Source organism: Mycobacterium sp. 852014-52144_SCH5372336 (assembly GCF_001665615.1).
GTDB lineage: Bacteria > Actinomycetota > Actinomycetes > Mycobacteriales > Mycobacteriaceae > Mycobacterium > Mycobacterium neumannii_A.
Genome location: NZ_LZSW01000050.1, coordinates 39,625 through 61,287, shown reverse-complemented (window position 1 = coordinate 61,287; position 21,663 = coordinate 39,625). Strand labels below are relative to the sequence as shown.

Here is a 21,663-nt window from a genome sequence, read left to right as displayed (position 1 = left end):
CTCAGCGACGAACGGTTCGCACGGCGCCGAGCCGCCAACCAGGCAGAGAAGGGAGTGGAGGCACGATGGGTGCTCCGCTGAATGAATTCCGCAGGGATGTCCGGAAACGAGGTATCGCCGTCGTCGCGTCGGGAGCCGTGATCTCCCTGACCGCGCTGACCGCCGGGCTCGCGCCTGCCGTGGCGCAGCCCGATTCCGACGACGTCGTGACGACGGTCGCGCCGGAACCCAGAGTCAGCGCTCCTGAGCCGGAGGTGACCGTCGAGCAGCCGACCTCGGCCCCCGAGCCGCAGGTGCCGGCGACCCAGGTCGCGCCGCAGACGCAGGCACCGCAGACGCAGGCACCGCGGACACAGGCGCCGGTCGTCGAGCCCGAGCCCGCCGCCGAGCCCGAGCCGGCTCCCGCCCCGCAGCCGGCTCCCGCCCCGCAGCCGGAGCCCGCGCCGCAGACCGTAGCCCCGCCGAAGACCAGCACCGCGGTCCAGTCGGCCGAGCCGTCGACGCCGGCCGCCGAGCCGTCGGCGCCCGCCGAGCGGACCCCGGCGACGTCGGCCGCGCCGCGTACCAGCGCTGCCGCTCCGGTGACCAAGCCCGAGACCAGCGAACCGGCCGAACCGGGCGAGTCCACCGCTTCGTCTGCAGCGATCGCACCCGCGTCGGAGACTGAGACACCGACGTCGAGCGACAAGACGGTGGCGGAGACCGCCGGTAACGAGGAGAGCGGTTCGGACTCCGACACCCCGACGGTGTCGATCGAGAACGCCTCCAAGGAGATCGAGACGCTGGCGCCCGAGACGCTCGAAGCGCCGGCCGAAGACATCGAACTCGCACGCAACGCCAAGCCGGTGTTCGAACCGGAGCCCGCGCCCGCCCCCGAGGAGGACGTGACCGCGTTCAAGCAGTCGGTCGACATGACGCTCGGCTTGAACGGCGCCGAGGCCAGCGCCAGCGCGAAGGTCGAACTCGAGGCCAAGCGTGACCGCGACTTCGAGCTGGTCAGCAATGTGCGTCAGTGGCAACCGGAGTGGATCGAGTACGACGAGTTCTACCGCCCGGTGCTGATGAACCCGTTCCGGGACCCTGTGCGCATCGTCTACGTCTACGACATGCGCCCGCGCATCGCCTACATCCCGCCGCTGTCGCGGCTGGTGCTCGAGGCGGCCCAGTTCGCCGCCTACAGCTTCACCGCGGCTGTGCTCAGCCCAGTCGTCGCGGCGGCCAACGTCGCGCAGGCGGTGAGCAACATCGCCGTCGGAACCTTCTTCGGTGGCGGCTACTTCCCGGGCGCCGGCCTGCCGTTGCCTCCGCCTCCGCCGCCCGTGCTGCGCTATGACAACGTGCCGGTTCTGGTCAACTACTCCAACGCCCGTTACGAGCCGTTCCGGGTGCGGCAGATCGTCGATGTGGGTGAGGACCGCGTCTACGGCGGGCGGAAGGTGCTGCTCGACGGCGCGACGCCGGTCTGGGGTGAATGGACGCAAACAGCAAGCGGGGAGCGCCAATTCGAGGTCCGCAAGACCCAGCAGTTCCCCGGCTTGAGCGAACCGGCTGAGGCTCCGCTGCCCGGCGACTACCGGCTGCGGCTGGCGTCGGACGAGGCTTCGACCGGCGGTCTGACCGGCCGGGACATCTTCCTGATGGTCTCGGCGGGTGTGATCGGCACGCTCGGCTTCGGCGCCATCGGACTGGCGTTCTTCCTCGGCCGTCGGCGGCCCGAACACTGACGGGTCGCGGGCGCACCGGGAAAGTCGTCACCGCCGTTACGCCGTCGTCAACAAGGGTGCATGATGGTGCGATGCCCGAGGTTCGCGTGGGTCCGCTGCTTCGTCACGTCGGCAAAACCGACGCGACCGTGTGGGTCGAGACGGACAAGCCGTGCGGGGTCGAGGTCCTCGGCAGCCACGCCGACACCTTCGAGGTCGAAGGTCATCACTTCGCGATCGTCTGCGTGACCGACCTCGACCCCGACAGCGAACACCCCTACGAGGTGCACCTCGACGGCGAAAAAGCCTGGCCGCCAACCGGATATGAGTATCCGCAACCGCGGATCCGGTTGATGCCGCGGGACGGCTCATTGCGGCTGCTGTTCGGGTCCTGCCGCGCGTCGGCCCCCCATCACCCGCCCTACACCTATCAGCACTGGTGGCACCCCAAGGGCAAAGGCATCGACGTGCTGCGCACATACGGGATGCGGATGCTGCGCCAGCCGTCGGCGCTGTGGCCCGACGCTCTGCTGATGATGGGTGACCAGCTCTACGCCGACCAGGTGAACGACACGATCAAGGATCTGGTCGCCGATCGCGAGGTACACGCCGACGGCCCCGTCGAGGTGCTCGAGGACTTCGAGGAGTACTGCATCGGCTACTGGGACGCCTGGTGCGATCCGGTCGTGCGATGGATGCTCTCGACCATTCCGACGTCGATGATGTTCGACGACCACGAGATCAACGACAAGTGGAACACCTCGCAGGCCTGGCTCGACGAGAAGCGCCAGACCGACTGGTACCAGACTCGGATCATCGGCGGGCTGATGGCCTACTGGATCTACCAGCACCTCGGCAACATGTCGCCCGACGAACTGGCCAAGGACCAGACGTTCCAGCGCGTCATCGAGACCAGGCAGGGTTCCGAACTGGTTCGCGAACTCGCTCAGATAGCCGAAAAAGACGACGGTGCATCACATTTCAGCATGTGTCGCGATCTCGGTCCGGCGCGGTTGATCGTCGTTGACGCCCGTACCGGCCGCCAACTCAAACCGGGGCGGCGCCGGATCACCACCGACGAGGAATGGGAATGGATCACCGCCAACGCCGACGGAAACTACCAGCACCTGCTTTTCGCCAGCTCGCTGCCGATCCTGCTGCCCTACGGAATGCACCACATCGAAGCCTGGTCGGAGGCCGTCGGCGACGGCGCCTGGGGACGGTGGCTCACAGGTCTGGGGGAGAAGGTCCGCATCACGGCCAACCTCGACCACTGGGCCTGCTTCCAGCAGAGCTTCCGGCGCTTCGAGGATCTGCTCATCGACGTGGCGAGTGGACGACGAGGTCGCGCGCCCGATTCAGTGGTGCTGTTCGGCGGCGATGTGCACCACTGCTGGGTGTCCGAGGTCGAGGTACCCGACGAGGCGACCAGGCTTGGCACCAAGGTCTGGCAGGTGGTGTGTTCGGGACTGCGCAAGGAGCCGTCGGCGGTCGAACGAGTCGTCCTGCGGATCGGTCACACCGGCTTCGTCGAGACCGTCGGCAAGGCGCTGGCGAAAACCACGAAAGTGCCCAAGCCGCGGCTTCGGTGGCGCCCCGTCTCCGAGCCGCATTTCCGCAACCAGGTCGGGACGCTGGAGATCGCGGGCGGCGAGATGGGCGTACGGATCGAGAAGGTCACCGGCAGCTGGCGCAAGCCGCACCTGACCACCGTCATCGAGCACAAATTGCTCTGAAATCGCTTCAGCCGGCGCCTTTGCCGTTGTCGACCCGGTAGACCGCGCCGTGGATCGCCGCGGCGTCGTCGCTGGCCAGAAATGCGATGGTCTTGGCGACGTCGACGGTGTCCATGAACCCGCGCGGCGACGCGATGCGCATGATGAGGTCCCAGTCGGCGTCGTCTGGTGCGGAGAACTCGGTGGTCTGCGCGGTCGGCATGCCGCCAGGGCAGACCGCGTTCACCCGGACCTTCTCCTTGGTGTACTCGACGGCCAGCGCCCGGGTCAGCCCGACGAGACCGTGCTTGGCCGCGCAGTATCCGGCCGAGTACACCTCGCCTTCCACACCCGCGATCGACGAGACGTTGACGATGTTGCCGCCGCTCTTCGACAGATGCGGCAGCGCGGCACGACAGAGGTAGAACGGCCCGTGCAGATTCACCGCCAGGTCGCGTTCCCACTCGTCGTCGGTCACCGCGGTGGTGTGGCGCATCTGGTGAAAGCCCGCCACATTCACGAGGACGTCGAGGCGTCCGAATTCCTCCACGCACCGCGCGACGGCTTCACCGCACGCCGACGACGACGTCACGTCCACCGACGCGAAGCGGCCGCCGGGCACGGCCTCGAACACGGACGCCATCCGTTCCGCGTCGCGCGCGATCCCGAAGACGGTGGCACCGCGTTGGGCGAACAGTTGCGCGACCGCGGCGCCCAATCCCGCCGAGGCGCCCGTCACCAATGCGACCTTGCCGCTGAGTTGAGTCATGGTTGAAGACTTTCTCACGGGCAAGCGCGCGGGCCGACGACCGGAGTCGCCGCAACAGGTGATCCTGGTTCCTATGGTCGAGAGTGCATCCGGGGTTGTTCAGCCAATGACAGCCCTTAGTGCAATCTCGCCGCTAGGAAGCCGACGGCCCTACTGGGCCGAGACGCGAGGGCGCTCCGGGGGTACGGCGGCCAACAGCGCGCGGGTGTAGTCGTCGCGGGGTGAGGTGAACAAATCGGCGGCCGGCCGGTACTCCACCGCCGCACCGTCGCGCATCACCAGCACGTCATGGCTGACCTGCTGGACGATCGCGAGGTCGTGTGCGATGAACAGGTAGGTCAGCCCCAGGTCGCGTTGCAGACCGGCCAGCAGATCGAGCACCTTCGTCTGTACCGAAACATCCAGCGCCGCAGTCGCTTCGTCGAGGATCAGCAACTCGGGTTCACCGGCCAGTGCGCGGGCGATGCTCACCCGCTGGCGTTCACCGCCCGACAGCTCGTGCGGGTAGCGCGACGCGAACGACGTCGGCAGACCGACGAGGTCGAGCAGTTCATCCACCCGGGCGGCGCGGGTGCGCCGACCCTTCGCGAGCCGGTGCACGATCAGCGGTTCTGCGATCGTGGCGCTGACGCGGGCGCGCGGGTTCACCGACGAGAACGGGTCCTGGAACACCAGGCCGATCCGCCTGCGCAACGCCTTCTCCGCCTTCCCGCGCACCTCGAATACGTCGGCGTCACCGAGTTTCGCGGTGCCGTCGTCGGGCCGCAGCAGGCCGGTGAGCGCGGACGCCACGGTCGACTTGCCCGAACCTGACTCGCCGACGAGGCCCAGGGTGGTGCCCCGGCGAATCTGAAACGACACGTCTTTGACGGCGTGCACGGTCGACTTGCCGACCGGTGTGCTGACTTCGAACCGCACGTCAAGACCGGCGACGTCCAGCAGCACGGGTGCATCCGGCACCGGGGGTGGACCCGGGCGCCCGACGAGTGGCCGCGCGGCGAGCAGTTCCTGGGTGTACTCGTGGCGAGGCCGGTCGAAAACGTCGGTGACCGAGGCCTGTTCGACCGCTTCGCCGCCGCGCAACACCGTTACGTCCTCGGCGACCTGGCCGATCACGCCGAGGTCATGGCTGATCCACACCACCGCGGTGCCGAAATCGCGTTGCAGTTCAGCGACGAGTTCCACGATCTGCGCCTGCGTGGTCACATCGAGGGCGGTGGTCGGTTCGTCGGCGATCAGCAGAGCCGGATCGCACGCCATCGCTATCGCGATCATCACGCGCTGCTTCTGCCCACCGGACAGCTGGTGCGGATAGGCGCGCAGCCGCGATTGCGGGTCGGGAAGTCCGACCGCCTCGAGCAGCTCGAGCGCCCGGCTGCGGGCCTGCTGGCGGGTCATCCGCCGGTGCGCCTCAAGTGATTCGGTGATCTGCCGCTCCAGCGTCAACAACGGGTTCAGCGACGTACCCGGATCCTGGAACACGAACCCGATCTGGCCGCCGTGCACGCTGCGCAACACTCGGTTCGAGGCTCCGACGAGCTCGGTACGGCCGGCTTCGGTTGTCAGCGTGCTCGTTCCGGCGACTCGCGCACCCGGCGCGTCGAGAAGGCCCGTCGCGGCGAGGACGGTCATCGACTTGCCCGAACCGGACTCACCCACGATCCCGAGGGTCTGTCCGCGGTGCACGTCGAACGACACTCCTCGCACGATCTCCCGCCTGCCGATGCTGACCCGCAGGTCGCGCACGCTCAACACCGGATCGCTCACTGCTGCGTCCCTGTGCGGCGGGTTTCTGCGAGCGTGCGCTGCCGGGGATCGAGGACGTCGCGCAGACCGTCACCGAGCAGGTTGAACGCGAGCACGGTGACGAAGATGGCGGCACCGGGGAACACCGCCATCCACCACGCCATCGTCACGAAGCCCTGCGAATCGAAGATCATCCGCCCCAGCGACGGCTGCGGCGGCTGAATGCCCAACCCCAGGAACGACAATGCGGCCTCGGACAGGATGGCGAAGGCCAGCGACAGCGACGTCTGCACCACCAGCGGTCCGGCGATGTTGGGCAGGATGTGGCGGCCCAGGATGTAGAGATGCCCGGTGCCCATGCTGCGCGACACCGACACGAACGGTTCGACACGCACGCTCATGGTGCTGGCGCGGGCCACCCTGGCGAAGATCGGCGTGTAGACGATGCCGATCGCCAGGATCGTCGTTGTCACACCGGGTCCTAGGATCGCGACCACGGCGAGCGCGAGCAGCAGCACCGGAAACGCGAACATCACGTCGACCACGCGCATGAACACGGTGTCCAGCCATCCGCCGCGATAGCCAGACACCACACCGATCGTCACGCCCACCACCACCGCGAACGCCACACTGACCACCGCCACCCGCATCGACGCCTGCGTGGCCACCAGCACCCGCGACAACACGTCGCGTCCCAGTTCGTCGGTGCCGAACCAGTGCACCCCGCTGGGCGGTTGCAGCGCGTTCGGGACGTCGACGTCGTTGATGCCGTACGGCGCAATCCAATTGGCGGTGACGGCGACGAACGTGATCAGCACGAGCAGGGCCGCGCTGACCACAGTGACGGGATTGCCCATGAGCAGCCGCAGCGACGACACCCTGCTGCTCGACTCGGCGCGAGCTGTCATGACAACCGGATCCTCGGGTCGACGACGGCGTAGAGCACGTCCACGATCAGGTTGATCAACAGGAACAGCGCCGCGATCAACAACACCGTGCCCTGGATGACCGCGTAGTCACGCCCGGCCACCGCGTTGTAGACGAGCCGGCCCAGCCCCGGCCAGGCGAACACCACCTCCACGACGATCACCCCGGACATGATCGTGGCCAGCTGGATACCGGTGATGGTCAGGATGGGAATCAGAGCATTGCGCACGGTGTGGCGCAGCGTGACCACCCGCGGCGCAAGCCCTTTCGAGCGCGCGGTTCGCACGTAACCCATCGCGGCAACCTCGAGCACCGCAGAGCGCACATAGCGCGTCAGGATCGCGCCCGCCACCAGTCCGACGGTGAGCGCGGGCAGGATCAGATGGCGCAACCAGCCCACGGGGTCGTCGAACAGCGGCCGGTAGCCCGAGGTGGGCAGCCAGTGCAGCGTCGACGCGAACAGCGCGATGAGCAGTATGCCCATCCAGAAGTCGGGGATCGACACCCCGAACTGGCTACCCACCCGCACGAGCGCGTCGCTGACCCGGCCCTCGTGCAGCGCCGACCAGATTCCGGCCGGGATGGCGATCAGCAGAGCGATGACTATTCCGACCGCCGCCAGTGACACTGTGGCTGGCAGTCTTTCGAGCAGGATCACCGTCACCGGATCGCCGTTGCGAAAACTCACCCCGAGATTGCCGGTCAACGCGTTCCCGATGTAGGACAGGAACTGCTCGACGATCGGTTTGTCGAGGCCGCTCGCCGCCCGTAGCGCCTCGTAGGCCTGCGGTGTGTAGCGGGTTCCCAGCGCGATGCGCACCGGATCGCCGGGCACCAGATGCACCAGCGCGAAGCTGACCATCAGCACGCCGAGCAGCACCACCGCCGAATACGCCAACCGGCGCGCCAGAAACCGCGTGATCGGGTGAGTGAGCAAGCCCGTCATCAGGTTTCGCTCCCATCCAGGCTCGCCGTGCGGAAGCGAACGGCACCGTCACGGCGGGCTTCGTAACCCGACAGGTTGGTCACCCACGCCTGGATCACCGACGGGTTGTACAGGTAGATGTAGCTCACCTCGTCGGCGATGATCGTCGCGGCGCGCTGATAGAGCTCGAAGCGCGCTTGGCGGTCCGTCTCGACACGTCCCGCGTCGAGCAGGCGGTCGACCTCGGGATTGGAGTACTTCTGGGCGTTGCTCGTTCCGTTCGTATGGTGCTGGGCGTAGTAGAAGTCGTCCGGGTCGATGTTGCCGAGCCAGCCCATCATGAGCATGTCGAAGTTGCCGTTGTTCTGCTCGTCGAGCCAGGTGGCGAAGTCGACGGTGCGGATGTTGACCGAGATGCCAAGTGGAGCAAGGTTATCGGCGATGACCTGCGCCGCGGTCACGGTTTCGGGATACTCACTGGTGACCAGCATGTCGAGGTCGACGTCATCCACGCCGGCCTCGTCGAGCAGCCGTTGGGCGGTCTCCGTGTCGTAGCGGTAGCGGTCGTATGCGGTGTACCAGGGGTTGCCTTCGGGGATGGCGAGTTGGTTGGCGGCCGCGGTGCCGTAGCTGGTGGCCTGCACGATCGCGGCGCGGTCTATGCCGTAGGCGACGGCTTGGCGTGCCCGCACGTCGTCCCACGGTTTGTCCGCCTCGTTGAGCGCGAGATACCAGTAGTCGTTGCTGGCGGCCACCTGCAGATGCAGCGAGTCGTCGTCACGAAGCTGCGCCACCCGCTGCGTCGGGACGGAATCGGTCCAGTCGACCTCACCGGCCTGCAGCGCCGACAGCGCGGTCGACGGTTCCGAGATGAACCGGAACGTCACACCGCCCACCTTCGGAACGCCACCCCAATACGCCTTGTTCGCCGTCAAGATGATGGAGTCGCCGCTTTTCTGCGACTGGAACGCGAACGGTCCGGTACCCACCGGGTGAGTGGCGATCTGACCGCTTTTGACGTTGCGACGCTGCACGATCGCCATTCCCTTGAATCCGCCGATGTTGGTCAACAGGTTGGGCGTCGGTTGTTTGACCCGGATCACCACGGTCATCGGGTCGACGGCCCGCACGTCGGCCACGGCGCTGAACTTGTCGACGTTGGCCAACTGCTCGTCGATGATGCGCCGGTACGAGAACACGACGTCGTCGGCGGTGAACGGGCTGCCGTCGTGAAACGTCACGCCCGGCCGCAGATGGAAGGTCCACGACAACTCGTCGGGGCTGACCTCCCACGACTCGGCGAGCGCGGGCCGCATCTCGAGGTTGGAGTCCGGTTCGACGAGCGTGTCGAAGACGTTCTCGAGCACCTCGAAGGAGAAGTACGCGCTGGTCTTGTGCGGGTCGAGCTGGTCGGGTTCGCCGGCGATGGCGGCGACGAGGTTGTTCGAGGACTCCCCGAGATCCACGCCTTGGCCGGTGGAGCACCCGGCCAGCACCGTCACGGCGGCGACGGCGGTGACGACCACGGTGGCGAGTACTTCCACCAGTCGTTTCATGCCTTCACCCCGCCGGTTGTGTGCATCGTTTCTACCCCTCGCCGGGGAGCAGCGAAACCCGGAGCCGGGGAAAGTCGTGACGACGCTGCGTGCACACTGAGATACTCGACATCAACCGTAGACGGCTGGAGGGGCACGACGTGACCAAGACGATCGCACGGGCGTTGGGCGTCGCGGCGTGCGCGCTCGGGCTGATGTTCGGCGCCGCAGGGATCGCGGCCGCCCAGGGTGATGTGAAATCCCCCGACACCCCCGAAGGGGTCTACACGGTCAAGATCGCCGGACAGGCCGAGACCACCTGGGAGATCTACCCGATCTGCGTACCGACGGTGGGCGATCTGCGCGAGCCGCTGATCCTTCCCGTCGGGTGCCGGCTCAAGGTCACACCGGCGGGCCGCGGAGGCGCCGAAGCCAACATGGTCGGCGGCGAGTGGACGTTCCAGGCCAACACCTTCGACTCGATCCGCAACTGCCCCGACGGAAGCACTGCGCTGCAGAAGGAGATCTACTCCTTCAACGGGGCTACGCTCACCGGGCGCGCGAGGATCATTCACGGTGCGGTGTGCGGGGAACAGCCCGGGATGGTCGAATTGCCGCTGACGATGACGTTCAAGAAACCGCTGGCGATTCCCGTCACGCCGTATCCACTCATCTGCGAGCCCGGCGGTCTGCGCCGCTGCTTCTAGGTGCCTGACGACCCGTCGATCGGAGGAGCGGCCGGGCGCGGGCTGGACCACGCCGGGCGGGCCCGCCTGCCACTCCTCAACGGCAAGGCCCTCGATCTGACCGGTCCCGGCCTGACCGATCGATGGGGTGTCACGTGCACCGACCTCGGCGCGTCGGCGGTCGCGCCGAACGGAAAGCTGGTCTCGGTGTTCGGCGACACCTTCTCGGGTCTGCGGGTCGGCCAGGGGGACTGGCGATCCCCGGTCGTCCTGATCGGCACGGGCGACGCCGACCACCCGATCGTCTACGAACGCGCCGGCGGCAGCGATCCCGACTACGCGCGCCAACTGTGGCACTACGAGCACGACGACGCGGGCACCGGCTGGCGTCGCGGCGGTATCAGCACGGTGATCCCGTCGGACCTGCTGACCGTCGGCGGGTCGATGTATCTGCACGCGATCGTCAACCGCGGCTTCGGCAACGTCGTCTGGACCGAGATCTGGCACTCGCACGACAACGGAGTGAGCTGGGCACATCTGGGGGACAAGGCCAAGTTTCCCGCCGACCTGCACGACGGTCATGCACAGTGCTGGGCTTGGGATCACGACCCCGACGACGGCTGGGTGTACGTGGCCGCGACCGGCTTCCAGCGCGACAAGGGCATCGTGCTGATGCGGGTGCGTCCGGAGCATATCGGCGACAGAACCCGTTATCTCAGTTGGTATTACGACGGGACGAGATGGTCGTGGGGGACGAGACCGGCGACGCCGATCACGCCCGCAGGTGAGCGATGGGGCGAGCTCGCGCTGCGTCGCATCGGGCCGGAAAAGTGGGTGCTCGGCGGATTTCTCGCGTCGAAGTACGCGCTCGGCTACCGGGTGGTGCCCTCACCGGTCGCCAACATGCACACCACGCCGGTTCAGACACCCATCCTCGGATCGGCGTGGGAGGACGAAGACCATGTCGGCAGCCGGGTCGCCCAGCTCTACGGCGGCTACCTCTTGCCGGGGTCGCGCTTCGACATCGACGGTGGTATCGGACTGATTGTCTCGCAGTGGAATACGACGTCCGGCTGGCCGTATCGAGCGATGCAGTTCAAGACCGCGCTCAAAGACAGCACCAAGACGGTGCCGCCGCCCGATCCGATCAATTTGTAGCGTCCGATCCGTCGGGGCCTAGACGCCCCTATGGTGTTAGAGCGGGGCCGAGGGAAAGGCGAGCAGTGGCTGGGAGATCTGGGGATTCTGGCGCCAAACGTGTAGTGGTCTGGGGCACCGGATTCGTGGGCAAGATGGTGATCCCCGAGATCGTCGAACATCCCCTGTTCGAGCTGGTCGGCGTCGGCGTGAACGACCCTGACAAGGTCGGCCGCGACGTCGGTGAGATCTGCGGGCTGGACACGGAGTTGGGGCTGGCCGCGACCGACGACGTCGATGCGCTGATCGCGCTGAAACCCGACGCGCTGGTGCATTACGGGCCGACAGCCAATCACGCCGACGACAACATCGCACTGATCACCCGCTTCCTGCGGGCCGGCATCGACGTCTGTTCGACCGCCATGACGCCCTGGATCTGGCCGACCATGCATCTCAACCCGCCGAACTGGATCGAACCCATCACCGAAGCCTGCGAACTCGGTGAATCGTCGTGCCTGACCACCGGCATCGACCCCGGGTTCGCCAACGATCTGTTCCCCATGACGCTGATGGGCCTGTGTTCGGAGGTGCGCAAGGTTCGTGCCTCCGAACTGCTCGACTACACCAACTACGAAGGCGACTACGACCGCGAGATGGGCATCGGCAAGCCGCCCGAGTACCGGCCGCTTCTCGAGAATCCCGACATCCTGATATTCGCCTGGGGCGCAACGGTTCCGATGATCGCGCACGCCGCGGGCATCATGCTCGACGAGATCACCACCACATGGGACAAGTGGGTCACGCCGACCGAACGCAAGACCGCCAAGGGCGTCATCGCCCCGGGTAACGTCGCGGCCGTGCGCTTCACGATCAACGGCGTGTACCGGGGCGAGACCCGCATCCAGCTCGAACACGTCAACCGGATCGGTAACGACGCGGCGCCGGACTGGCCGTCGGGCAACGAGAACGACGTCTACCGCGTCGACATCGAGGGCACACCCAGCATCTTCCAGGAGACCGCGTTCCGGTTCACCGACGGTTCCGGGCGCGACGCTGCGGCGGCCGGCTGCCTGGCGACCGGCCTGCGCGCGCTCAACGCGGTGCCCGCGGTCAACGACCTTTCGCCGGGCTGGGTGACGGCGTTGGATTTGCCATTGATTCCGGGCGCAGGCACCATCCGCTAATGGCCGATGGGATAGGGCTGTCGGTCGGCGCCACCAACCTGGCGGCCGTCGTCGTGGGCAGATCAGCCCTGACCCGGTCGCCGGTGTTGACGCGGTTCCCGCATCGGCCGCCCGAGGTCGGCGTGCCCAGCGAAAACCCCAATCTCGACGAGCGCGGCCTGATTCTCACCGATTTCGTCGACCGGGTCGGCGACCATGTCGGCATCGTTGCCCCCGACGGTTCCACTCACAAGGCCGACGTCGTGCTCGCCGATGCGCTGCGGGCGATGCTTCACGCGGTCGGGGGCGGCCAGAGTCCGGGCGGCAACATCGCGGTGACGCACCCGGCGCACTGGCGGCCCGCCTCCGTCGACGCGCTGCGCGGCGCGCTGGCCGCCATTCCCGAGTTTGCGCGGCCCCGGACCGCGCCGGTCGTCTCCGACGCGGTGGCCGCGCTGACCTCCCTGCAGGTCGAACCGGGGGTGCCCACCCGCGGTGTCATCGCGCTCTGCGACTTCGGCGGGACGGGAACGAGCATCAGCCTGTTCGATGCCGGTAACGGTTACGCGCAGATCGGTGAGACCGTCCGCGACCACGACCTGTCCGGTGACCTGGTCGACCAGGCGCTGCTGACCCACGTCCTCGAGGATCTGTCGGCGGCCGGGGCCGTCGAGCTGACCAGCACCTCGGCGATCGGCTCGCTGTCGCGGTTACGGGCGCAGTGCCGCGGCGCCAAGGAGCGGCTTTCCACGGCGACGTTCACCTCGCTGGTGGCCGAATTGCCAGGGCACCGCAGCGATGTGCGGCTGACCCGCACCGAACTCGACGAAGTGCTGAGCGGTCCCCTCGCGGGTTTCGCGAACACGCTGCAAGAGACGTTGGAGCGCAACGGGATACGTGGACTTGCGGCCGTCGCATCGGTCGGCGGCGGGGCGCGGATCCCGATCGTCACCACCACGCTCTCGGAGCGGTTCCGGGCACCGGTCATCACCTCGGCCCATCCCGAATTGGCCCAGGCGGTAGGCGGAGGGTTGGCGGCCGTGCGGGGCACCGTGGAAGAGGGGATGACCGCGATGTCCGCGGCACCCGGGGCTGCGGCTGCGGCCGCCGCGGCGACGGCGATGGCCCCCGAGGTCGGCTCTCCGGGCGACGAGGGGGCACCACAGTCGGGTTCCTTCGGGGCGTTGGCCTGGTCGGACGCCGAGGACCTGCCCGACGTCCCCGAGGGCAAGGCCACGGACCCCTACGACTACGGACCGCCCGCGGGAGCCGGCGAGGTGCGGCCGCAGATGCAGTTCGGAGACGACGAGTCCTGGGACGACCTGCCGCCGCGACCGGTGCCGTGGTATCGCAATCCGGCCGTCCCGCTGGCCGGCGGTGTCCTCGTGGTCCTGGCGGCGCTGGTGGCCGCGGTGCTGTGGGTGATGTCCGGCGACGAGTCCGCACCCGATCCCGCGTCGACCACCACACCGCCGATGACGGTCACCCCGCGGCCCACGACACCGACCACCGCCGCGCCGCCGCCACCGCCGGCCACCCAGGCGCCGCAGACCGTCTACCGGCCGCCTCCGCCGGTGACGCGAACGGTCACCGAACCGCCCCCGTCGCCCGAACCGCCACCTCCACCTCCGCCGTCGCCGGAGCCCCCTCCGCCGACGACGGAGCCACCGCCGACGACCGAGCCGCCGCCGACCACCCAGCCACCGCCGTGGAGTCCGACCCCGCCGTACCCGACGATCCCGGGGCTGCCGTGGGTGCCCGCTCCACAACTACCCGGTCAGCCGGGACCGTAGGCTAGTTCGGTCGGCTGGCAAGATTTCGGCGGCGCTGCTAATTATTGCCACCTATTGGTAGGGTGCCGGCATGCATACGGTCGCGGTTGTCGCGTTGCCGAACACGATCGCGTTCGACCTGGGCACCGCTGTCGAGGTGTTCGGCCGCGTTCGACTGCCCTCGGGGGAGCCGGGATATCGCGTCATGGTGTGCGCGACGGCTCCGGTTGTGACCGCAGGTCCGCTCGCCATCGCGAGCGACCGCCGGATCGCAGATCTGCGGCGCGCCGACACCATCGTGGTGCCCGGCTGCGACGACCTGGACACCCCGCCGCCCGATGAGCTCGTCGACGCGCTGCGGTCGGCCCACCGCGGGGGAGCGCGGATCGCGTCCATCTGCACGGGCGCGTTCACGCTCGCCGAGGCGGGACTGCTCGACGGTAGGCGGGCTACCACCCATTGGGTGGCCGCCGACCTGTTCCGTGCGCGGTATCCCGATGTGCACCTCGATCCCGACGTCCTCTACGTCGACGAGGGCGACATCTTGTCGTCGGCCGGCGCGTCGGCCGGGCTCGACCTGTGTCTGCACATGGTGGCGCTCGATCACGGCAGCGCGATGGCCGCCGATGCCGCCCGCATGGCGGTCGCGCCGTTGCACCGCAGCGGAGGCCAGGCCCAGTTCATCGTGCGAAACCGCCCGGCGGTCAACAGCATTGCCGAGCAGATCACGCTCGACGACCTGCTGGCATGGCTCGAACGCAACGCGCACCGCGACCTGACACTGCACGACTTGGCCGCGCAGGCGGCGCTCAGTGTGCGAACGCTCAACCGTCGCTTCCAGGCCGAGACGGGGCAGACGCCGATGCAGTGGCTGACGGGTGTGCGCATCCGCCATGCGCAGCAGTTGTTGGAGAGCACCGACCACGGTGTCGAACGCATTGGCCGCGAGGTAGGCTTCACGTCCGCGGCGAACTTCCGCGAGCAATTCCGGCGACTGACCGGTGTGTCGCCGCAGAGCTACCGCAACACGTTTCGCGATCGCATCGCCGGCTGACGGCTCAGGGGTTCCTCGGCTTCTTGGTCAACACCAGGTGCGCCATCGGGATCTGAGTTTTCTCGGGGGCCGCGGCGAGCCGGGCGGCCAGGCCCGCCTCCAGGCGATCGAAGACCTCGGCCGTCCGGGGGTCGGCGGCGCCGCCCTCGAGTGCGGTCGCCAGCATCGGGAACACCGCCGCCCTGGCGAACGACGCCCATTGCGCCCCGAAAGTCGTTGCGTTGCCGTCGACTTGGTACTGCTGCCAAAAGCGGTCCCCGGCGTCGAAGATCTCGAGATGTTCGATCTCGAGTTGTTCGAAGCGGCCCTTCGGCGCGAACGGCGCCAGGAAATCCTGTTCCCGACGGCCGACGATCGGGATACCCATCCGGTGCACCTCGTCGGCCGTCAGCAAGCCGTCGGCGGCCAATTCGTCGATCGCATCGACCAGCGCGCCGAGCACCTTGCGGTACCCCACCTCACCGTTTTCGTCGACCGCCGTCGTCATCACGACGAGACGACCACCGCGGCGCAGTTCCCGACCGCGGAACGCTATGAACTCGTGCCAGTCGGTGGCGGCCTGCCTGGCATACGCCGCGCGCACGGCCTCGTCGCGACTGTAGGCCACATGGACATGGTCGGGGATCGGCGCGGGGACGCGGCTGAGCCAATGGATGGCCCACGAACTCCAGCCGAGGATCACGCTGCTCGACGGCATGATCTGCGAGTAGAACGACCGCCCGATGGCGGAGGCGAAGGCCGCCGAGTCCTTGCTCAGATAGGTGTCCGGATCCTCGGCCAGGGTGCGGAACAGCGCGGTGAAGTCGTTATCCGGTACGTCGGTGTGCACGACCAAGGTGGGGTGATCAGTGCGGGTCCGCTTGCGCACCACCGCGATTGCCGCACAGATGGGCAGAAGCGAGTTGTGGCCGGTCGACGCGCCGTAGTCGGCGATGACGAACGGCTGCGGAGGCCTCGGGATCGGAACGGCCGCGGCCGCTTCCTCGAAGAGCTTGATGGCTCCCTGCAGGCCCGCGGCCTGCAGACGCGAACCGGCGGTGTACGACCCGCTCTCCATCGGCTCGGGCCGCACGACGATGCTGGACTCGGGCATCGCGACCTCCGTGACGTGCGGGCAACAGGTTCGGTCCCATCCGACCGTAGTCCCCGTGGGCCGTCGCCGCCGACGGAGGTCGACGTATCCATTGCAACACCGCGCCGCGCGCAGCCTGCCGTGCCAAACTCTGCCCATGAGCGGAAGGGTCGGGCCGCGCGTCGCCGTCGTCGTCTCCGTGTTGACCCTCGTGACCGCCGTCGTCGGTTTCATCGTTACCTTGGTGCTCAACACGTTCGTCCTCGACGATTTCGACGCATACGGCGAGGTGCCGATTCCGGGATCCGGAAACATGGAGTTGCCCGCGGGCGAGGTAACCGTCAGCTTCCATACCGTGACCACCGGACAACCCACCAGTGGCTTCCCGATCCCCGCGCTTAGCATCAACGTCGATGCGCCCGAGGGTGCGGCGGATCCCGAGGTGACCGAAAGTATCGGCGGGACAACCACCGTGAACAGCGACACCCACGTGCGGATCTGGGTGGTCCAGGTCGCCGAGCCCGGCACCTATCGAGTCTCGACCGACGGCAGTGTGAACGGATACATCAACCCCCGCCTGTCCTTCGGCCACGGCAGTTCGTACGGCTGGCTGGCGTGGCTGTGCGGCGGGTTGGCCGCACTCGGGGTACTCGCGCTCATCGGCGCCCTGATCTGGTCGGGCCGCGCGGCCAAGGCGGCGCGCCCGCTGGCGCCGCACGAGATCGTCAACGCCGAAGCACCGCCGACGCTTCGGGCGGTCTCGACGCCCGCCTCGGCGTATCAACCCGACGACCGGGGCGCACGCCTCGAACAGCTCAAGCAGTTGGCCACTCTTCGGGATTCGGGTGCGCTGACCGAGGCCGAGTTCGAGGCGGAGAAACGACGAATCCTGGGGGACTAGCCGCAGTTCAACTGCCGCGGGCCACCCACTCGTCGTAGTTGACGAGTTCGTCGCCGATGGTCGTGGAGTCGCCGTGCCCGGTGTAGACGACCGTGTGGTCGGGCAGCTTCCCCAGCCGGCCGGAGATCGACTCGAGGATGGTGGGGAAGTCAGAGAACGACCGCCCTGTCGCCCCAGGCCCGCCCTGGAAGAGGGTGTCGCCGGAGAACACCGCGTTCAACTCGGGCGCGTGCCAGCACACCGAACCCGGCGAATGGCCGGGCGTGTGCAAGGCGCGAAGCTCGGTCCCGGCGACCCGCAGGGTGTCGCCGTCGGCGACGGTGCGGAAGTCGCTGTCCGGGTGCGTCATTCGCCACAGCATGTCGTCGGCCGGGTGCATCAGCACCGGAGCGTCGAGCGCCTGACCCAGTTCGGGCGCCACCGTCACATGGTCGTTGTGCCCGTGAGTGCACACGACTGCGACCACATGCCGACCGCCGACCGCGTTGACGATCGGTCCCGCGTCGTGGGCCGCGTCGAACACCACCACCTCGGAGTCGTCGCCGACGATCCAGATGTTGTTGTCGACTTCCCAACTGCCGCCGTCGAGTTCGAAGGTGCCGTGGGTGACCACCCGGCCGATCGGTCCGCCGTTCATGATTCTCCGTTCTTCGCGCGAGCATTCCTCACAAGATCACCACCGAGCGCAGCACCTCGGAGCCGCCGTGCATCTTGTGGAACGCCTCTTCGACGTCGTCGATGCCGATGCGTTCGGTGACGAACTTGTCCAGCGGTAGCCGCCCCTGCAGGTACAGGCTGATCAGGGTGGGGAAGTCGCGTTCGGGCAGGCAGTCGCCGTACCACGAGGACTTAAGTGCGCCCCCGCGCGAGAAGAAGTCGATCAGCGGCATCTCCAGCGTCATGTCCGGGGTCGGAACCCCGACCAGGACAACGGTTCCCGCCAGGTCACGGGCGTAGAACGCCTGCTTCCAGGTCTCCGGTCGCCCGACCGCGTCGATCACCACGTCGGCGCCGAAGCCGTCGGTGAGGTCGGCGATGGTCTCCACCGGGTCCAGCTCGCGGGCGTTGATGGTGTGGGTGGCGCCGAAGTCGCGCGCCCACTCGAGCTTCTTGTTGTCGGTGTCGACGGCGATGATGCGCTTGGCGCCGACCAGGGCAGCCCCGGCGATCGCGGCGTCGCCAACCCCGCCGCAGCCGATCACCGCCACGGTGTCGTCGCGGCTGACCGCGCCGGTGTTGACCGCGGCGCCCAGGCCGGCCATCACGCCGCAGCCGAGCAGGCCGGCCGCGGCGGGGTCGGCGGCCGGATCGACCTTGGTGCACTGCCCCTCGTGCACGAGGGTCTTGTCCGCGAATGCGCCGATGCCCAGCGCCGGGGTCAACTCGGTGCCGTCGGTCAGCGTCATCTTCTGCGCGGCGTTGTGGGTGTCGAAGCACAGGTGCGGGCGGCCGCGCTTGCAGGCCCGGCACTGGCCGCACACCGCGCGCCAGTTCAGGATCACGAAGTCACCGGGTTCGACGTTGGTGACGCCTTCGCCGACGGATTCGACGGTGCCGGCGGCCTCGTGGCCCAGCAGGAACGGGAATTCGTCGTTGATGCCGCCCTCCCGATACGTCAGGTCGGTGTGGCAGACCCCGCACGCGGTGACGTCGACCACCACCTCACCCGGACCCGGGTCGGGAATCACGATGTCCACGACCTCGACTGGTTCGTCCTTCTTTCGTGAGATCACTCCGCGCACCGTTTGACTCATGAGTACAACCTATCGGCTGCGGGCAACACGGGGCATATGGCTGATTCGCTTCCCGCGCTGTTCCTCTCCCACGGTGCGCGATCCCTCGCAGCCGGCACGGCAGGTGATCGACGGCTACTGGACGGGGTTGGCCAAGAGATCGATCGAATTGATTTAGCCGTTGAACCGCCCGGCGCGGGACTCCGTTGTGCAATGGACATCAGTTCATCACGCCGGAGGGAACCCGCTATGACCGATATCGACCACAGTCCAGCCGCGGACACGACCGAGGATTTCGCCGCGCGGATGGTGTCCGCGATCGACAACGCCAGCCTTGTCCTGCTGTTGTCGATCGGCCACCAGACCGGGTTGTGGGACACCATGGCCGGTTCGGCCCCGGCCACCAGCGCTCAGCTGGCCGCGGCCGCGGGACTCAACGAACGCTATGTGCGGGAGTGGCTGGGCGGTGTGGTCACGGCGGGGGTGGTCGACTATGACCCCGCGACGGGCGCCTACTGGCTGCCGCAGCACCGGGGCGCGGTGCTCACCCGGGCCGCCGGCCCGGACAACGTCGCGCGGTTGGCGCAGTTCATCTCGCTGCTCGGCGAGGTCGAGCAGAAGATCATCGGCTGCTTCCGCTCCGGCGGAGGGTTGTCCTACAGCGAGTACCCGCGGTTCCACACGGTGATGGCCGAGCAGAGCGGAGAGGTGTTCGACGCCGCGCTCGTCGACGTCATCCTGCCGTTGGCAGAGGGATTGCCGCAGCTGTTGCGCGACGGGGCCGATGTCGCCGACATCGGTTGCGGCAGCGGGCACGCGATCAACGTGATGGCCCAGGCGTTCCCGGCCAGCCGGTTCACCGGAATCGACTTCAGCGACGAGGGTCTCGGCGTGGGACGCGCCGAGGCCGCCCGGCTGGGCCTGGCCAACGCCACCTTCGTCGCAGCAGACGTCGCGGCACTCGATATGTTCGAAAGATACGATGCGATAACGGTTTTCGATGCCATCCACGACCAGGCCGCACCGGCGGCCGTGCTGGCGAACATCTATCGTGCACTGCGCCCGGGCGGCTGCCTGCTCATGGTCGACGTCAAGGCCTCGAGCCGGCTGGAGGACAACGTCGGCGTTCCGCTGTCCACGTATCTCTACACGGTCTCGACGATGCACTGCATGACGGTGTCGCTCGGCCTCGACGGCGCGGGGTTGGGTACCTGCTGGGGCCATCAACTCGCCGCGTCGATGCTCGCCGACGCGGGCTTCAGCGACGTTCAGGTGCGCGAGATCGAGACCGATCCGATCAACAACTACTACATCGCGCGCAAGTAGGCTCGGCGCGATGAGCGCGCTGGATCTTATGGACGACTGGCCGGTGCCCAACGCCGCGGCCGCCGTGGTCGGACCGTCCGGGGTGGTGGCCGAGCACGGCGAGCAGCGGCGGCGATTCGAGTTGGCGTCGGCGACCAAGCCGCTGGCCGCACGTGCGGTGCAGGTCGGTGTCGAGGAGGGCGCCGTCGAACTCGACACCGAGGCGGGCCCGCCTGGGGCGACCGTGCGTCACCTGTTGGCGCACGCGTCGGGTTACTCGATGCGCTCGTCGGAGACGATGGCCGAGCCGGGGACGCGGCGCGTCTACTCGAACTACGGGTTCGGGGTGCTCGCCGAGACGCTCGAGAAGGCGACGGGCATCGCGTTCGACCGGTATCTGACCGAGGCGGTGTTCGAACCGCTGGGCATGACCGACAGCGTGCTCGATGGCGGTGCGGCCGCCGCGGGGTACGGCGCGACGTCGACGGTCGCCGATCTGGCGGCCTTCGCCGCGGACTTGCTGCGGCCGGCGACGGTCTCCGCGCAACTGCATGGCGAGGCGATTTCGGTGCAGTTTCCTGGCCTGGACGGGGTGCTGCCGGGGTTCGGTGTGCAGCGGCCCAACGACTGGGGGCTGGGCTTCGAGATCCGCGGCGGCAAGTCGCCGCACTGGACGGGCGAGGCGAACTCCGAGCGCACGTTCGGGCATTTTGGCCAGTCAGGGACGTTTTTGTGGGTCGATCCGGACGCCGATCTGGCGCTCGTCGTGCTCACCGACCGCAATTTCGGCGAGTGGGCGTACAAGCTGTGGCGGGCCTTGTCTGACGAAGTCCTGAGAGAATTCGCCGCAGACTAGCGCAACAGGCGCCTCACAAGGCACAATAGACACGCACGACACAGCTGTAATTTTTCGGTTTCAGAGGCCGCTTGGGGAAGACGTCCCTCGTGGAGCCGAAGGAGTGGCAAATGCGTGCGTCGAACCAGTTCGCCGAAGCGACGACGGGCGTGGTCTACATCCACGCGTCACCCGCTGCGGTGTGCCCGCATGTCGAGTGGGCGTTGTCGTCGACCCTTCAGTCGAGGGCGAACCTCAAGTGGACCCCGCAACCGGCCATGCCGGGACAGTTGCGTGCCGTCACCAACTGGGTCGGCCCGGTCGGGACGGGTGGCGCGTTGGCCAGTGCGCTGCGCTCGTGGTCGGTGCTGCGCTTCGAGGTGACCGAGGACCCCAGCCCCGGGGTCGACGGCCATCGCTGGTGCCACACGCCGCAGCTCGGACTGTGGAGCGGGTCGATGAGCGCCAACGGCGATGTGATCGTCGGCGAGATGCGGCTGCGGGCGATGATGGCCGCCGGCGCCGACACGCTGGCCGCCGAACTGGACTCCGTGCTGGGCACGGCATGGGACGAGGCCCTGGAGCCGTACCGCGACGGTGGTGCGGGCGCGGAGGTCAGCTGGCTCAGCCGCGGAGTCGGGTAGCCGACGACATCAGGCAGGGAGTCGGGTAGCCGACGACATCA

19 protein-coding genes are annotated in these 21,663 nt (G+C 67.9%); 11 read left to right on the top strand and 8 right to left on the bottom strand.

Annotation, left to right across the window (positions count from 1 at the left end; translation table 11 throughout):
• Positions 1-65: 65 nt before the first annotated feature.
• Positions 66-1,724: a hypothetical protein gene (locus A5759_RS15940; protein WP_068199356.1), complete on the top strand. Its 1,659-nt coding sequence runs from the start codon at positions 66-68 to the stop codon at positions 1,722-1,724.
• A 71-nt stretch (positions 1,725-1,795) separates the two neighbouring features.
• Positions 1,796-3,439 (top strand): alkaline phosphatase D family protein, encoded by a 1,644-nt coding sequence (locus tag A5759_RS15935; protein WP_068199354.1) that lies wholly within the window; start codon positions 1,796-1,798, stop codon positions 3,437-3,439.
• A 7-nt stretch (positions 3,440-3,446) separates the two neighbouring features.
• Here the strand turns inward: A5759_RS15935 and A5759_RS15930 are convergent, their stop codons facing one another.
• The 5 genes from A5759_RS15930 to A5759_RS15910 form a co-directional block, all read right to left on the bottom strand.
• Positions 3,447-4,187 (bottom strand): SDR family NAD(P)-dependent oxidoreductase, encoded by a 741-nt coding sequence (locus tag A5759_RS15930; RefSeq protein WP_068199352.1) that lies wholly within the window; start codon positions 4,185-4,187, stop codon positions 3,447-3,449.
• Positions 4,188-4,337: 150 nt separating this feature from the next.
• Positions 4,338-5,954, bottom strand: coding sequence for an ABC transporter ATP-binding protein (locus tag A5759_RS15925; RefSeq protein ID WP_068199350.1), 1,617 nt, complete (start codon positions 5,952-5,954; stop codon positions 4,338-4,340).
• On the bottom strand, positions 5,951-6,841 hold the full coding sequence (locus A5759_RS15920) for an ABC transporter permease (RefSeq protein WP_068199346.1): 891 nt from the start codon (positions 6,839-6,841) through the stop codon (positions 5,951-5,953). Before A5759_RS15920 ends, A5759_RS15925 begins: the two co-directional genes overlap by 4 nt.
• Positions 6,838-7,806, bottom strand: coding sequence for an ABC transporter permease (locus tag A5759_RS15915; RefSeq protein WP_068199344.1), 969 nt, complete (start codon positions 7,804-7,806; stop codon positions 6,838-6,840). Before A5759_RS15915 ends, A5759_RS15920 begins: the two co-directional genes overlap by 4 nt.
• A complete protein-coding gene (locus tag A5759_RS15910) occupies positions 7,806-9,341 on the bottom strand; it encodes an ABC transporter substrate-binding protein (protein ID WP_068199343.1) in 1,536 nt (511 codons plus the stop codon). Before A5759_RS15910 ends, A5759_RS15915 begins: the two co-directional genes overlap by 1 nt.
• Positions 9,342-9,481: 140 nt before the next feature.
• Here A5759_RS15910 and A5759_RS15905 point away from each other — a divergent pair, with 140 nt between their 5' ends.
• From A5759_RS15905 to A5759_RS15885, 5 genes are all read left to right on the top strand, one after another.
• A complete protein-coding gene (locus tag A5759_RS15905; RefSeq protein WP_231984658.1) occupies positions 9,482-10,027 on the top strand; it encodes a hypothetical protein in 546 nt (181 codons plus the stop codon).
• 42 nt (positions 10,028-10,069) lie between these two features.
• Positions 10,070-11,164, top strand: coding sequence for a DUF4185 domain-containing protein (locus tag A5759_RS15900; protein ID WP_231984660.1), 1,095 nt, complete (start codon positions 10,070-10,072; stop codon positions 11,162-11,164).
• Between the two features lie 134 nt (positions 11,165-11,298).
• Entirely contained in the window at positions 11,299-12,327 is a 1,029-nt protein-coding gene (locus tag A5759_RS15895; protein WP_068199387.1) for a dihydrodipicolinate reductase, read from the top strand.
• On the top strand, positions 12,327-14,099 hold the full coding sequence (locus A5759_RS15890; RefSeq protein WP_068199341.1) for an Hsp70 family protein: 1,773 nt from the start codon (positions 12,327-12,329) through the stop codon (positions 14,097-14,099). The genes A5759_RS15895 and A5759_RS15890 overlap by 1 nt, the downstream gene beginning before the upstream one ends.
• Positions 14,100-14,169: 70 nt before the next feature.
• The gene (locus A5759_RS15885; RefSeq protein WP_068199339.1) at positions 14,170-15,132 is read left to right on the top strand and encodes a GlxA family transcriptional regulator; all 963 of its coding nucleotides are present in this window, start codon (positions 14,170-14,172) and stop codon (positions 15,130-15,132) included.
• A 4-nt stretch (positions 15,133-15,136) separates the two neighbouring features.
• Here A5759_RS15885 and A5759_RS15880 read toward each other — a convergent pair whose 3' ends face one another.
• Positions 15,137-16,225, bottom strand: coding sequence for an SAM-dependent methyltransferase (locus tag A5759_RS15880; protein WP_068199337.1), 1,089 nt, complete (start codon positions 16,223-16,225; stop codon positions 15,137-15,139).
• Between the two features lie 136 nt (positions 16,226-16,361).
• Here A5759_RS15880 and A5759_RS15875 point away from each other — a divergent pair, with 136 nt between their 5' ends.
• Positions 16,362-17,105, top strand: a complete 744-nt coding sequence (locus A5759_RS15875; protein WP_068199335.1) for an SHOCT domain-containing protein — start codon at positions 16,362-16,364, stop codon at positions 17,103-17,105.
• A gap of 7 nt (positions 17,106-17,112) precedes the next feature.
• On the opposite strand, the gene A5759_RS15870 is transcribed toward A5759_RS15875, so the two are convergent.
• A complete protein-coding gene (locus tag A5759_RS15870; RefSeq protein ID WP_064418369.1) occupies positions 17,113-17,742 on the bottom strand; it encodes an MBL fold metallo-hydrolase in 630 nt (209 codons plus the stop codon).
• Positions 17,743-17,770: 28 nt separating this feature from the next.
• Entirely contained in the window at positions 17,771-18,859 is a 1,089-nt protein-coding gene (locus A5759_RS15865; protein ID WP_066841741.1) for an S-(hydroxymethyl)mycothiol dehydrogenase, read from the bottom strand.
• A 228-nt stretch (positions 18,860-19,087) separates the two neighbouring features.
• On the opposite strand from A5759_RS15865, the gene A5759_RS15860 reads away from it, so the two are divergent.
• The 3 genes from A5759_RS15860 (at position 19,088) to A5759_RS15850 (ending at position 21,622) form a co-directional block, all read left to right on the top strand.
• Positions 19,088-20,164 (top strand): class I SAM-dependent methyltransferase, encoded by a 1,077-nt coding sequence (locus tag A5759_RS15860; RefSeq protein WP_068199321.1) that lies wholly within the window; start codon positions 19,088-19,090, stop codon positions 20,162-20,164.
• Positions 20,165-20,174: 10 nt separating this feature from the next.
• Complete coding sequence (locus A5759_RS15855) at positions 20,175-20,999, top strand: serine hydrolase (protein WP_068199318.1); 825 nt, start codon at positions 20,175-20,177, stop codon at positions 20,997-20,999.
• A gap of 110 nt (positions 21,000-21,109) precedes the next feature.
• Entirely contained in the window at positions 21,110-21,622 is a 513-nt protein-coding gene (locus tag A5759_RS15850) for a DUF3145 domain-containing protein (RefSeq protein ID WP_066841821.1), read from the top strand.
• The last annotated feature ends 41 nt before the right edge of the window (positions 21,623-21,663 follow it).

Coding starts and splice junctions, on each gene's coding strand:
- A5759_RS15855 (WP_068199318.1), top strand. CDS start 20,175: ATGAGCGCGCTGGATCTTATGGACGACTGGCCGGTGCCCAACGCCGCG.
- A5759_RS15865 (WP_066841741.1), bottom strand. CDS start 18,859: ATGAGTCAAACGGTGCGCGGAGTGATCTCACGAAAGAAGGACGAACCA.
- A5759_RS15915 (WP_068199344.1), bottom strand. CDS start 7,806: ATGACGGGCTTGCTCACTCACCCGATCACGCGGTTTCTGGCGCGCCGG.
- A5759_RS15935 (WP_068199354.1), top strand. CDS start 1,796: ATGCCCGAGGTTCGCGTGGGTCCGCTGCTTCGTCACGTCGGCAAAACC.
- A5759_RS15910 (WP_068199343.1), bottom strand. CDS start 9,341: ATGAAACGACTGGTGGAAGTACTCGCCACCGTGGTCGTCACCGCCGTC.
- A5759_RS15870 (WP_064418369.1), bottom strand. CDS start 17,742: ATGAACGGCGGACCGATCGGCCGGGTGGTCACCCACGGCACCTTCGAA.
- A5759_RS15890 (WP_068199341.1), top strand. CDS start 12,327: ATGGCCGATGGGATAGGGCTGTCGGTCGGCGCCACCAACCTGGCGGCC.
- A5759_RS15895 (WP_068199387.1), top strand. CDS start 11,299: ATGGTGATCCCCGAGATCGTCGAACATCCCCTGTTCGAGCTGGTCGGC.
- A5759_RS15940 (WP_068199356.1), top strand. CDS start 66: ATGGGTGCTCCGCTGAATGAATTCCGCAGGGATGTCCGGAAACGAGGT.
- A5759_RS15885 (WP_068199339.1), top strand. CDS start 14,170: ATGCATACGGTCGCGGTTGTCGCGTTGCCGAACACGATCGCGTTCGAC.
- A5759_RS15860 (WP_068199321.1), top strand. CDS start 19,088: ATGACCGATATCGACCACAGTCCAGCCGCGGACACGACCGAGGATTTC.
- A5759_RS15875 (WP_068199335.1), top strand. CDS start 16,362: ATGAGCGGAAGGGTCGGGCCGCGCGTCGCCGTCGTCGTCTCCGTGTTG.
- A5759_RS15920 (WP_068199346.1), bottom strand. CDS start 6,841: ATGACAGCTCGCGCCGAGTCGAGCAGCAGGGTGTCGTCGCTGCGGCTG.
- A5759_RS15880 (WP_068199337.1), bottom strand. CDS start 16,225: ATGCCCGAGTCCAGCATCGTCGTGCGGCCCGAGCCGATGGAGAGCGGG.
- A5759_RS15850 (WP_066841821.1), top strand. CDS start 21,110: ATGCGTGCGTCGAACCAGTTCGCCGAAGCGACGACGGGCGTGGTCTAC.
- A5759_RS15930 (WP_068199352.1), bottom strand. CDS start 4,187: ATGACTCAACTCAGCGGCAAGGTCGCATTGGTGACGGGCGCCTCGGCG.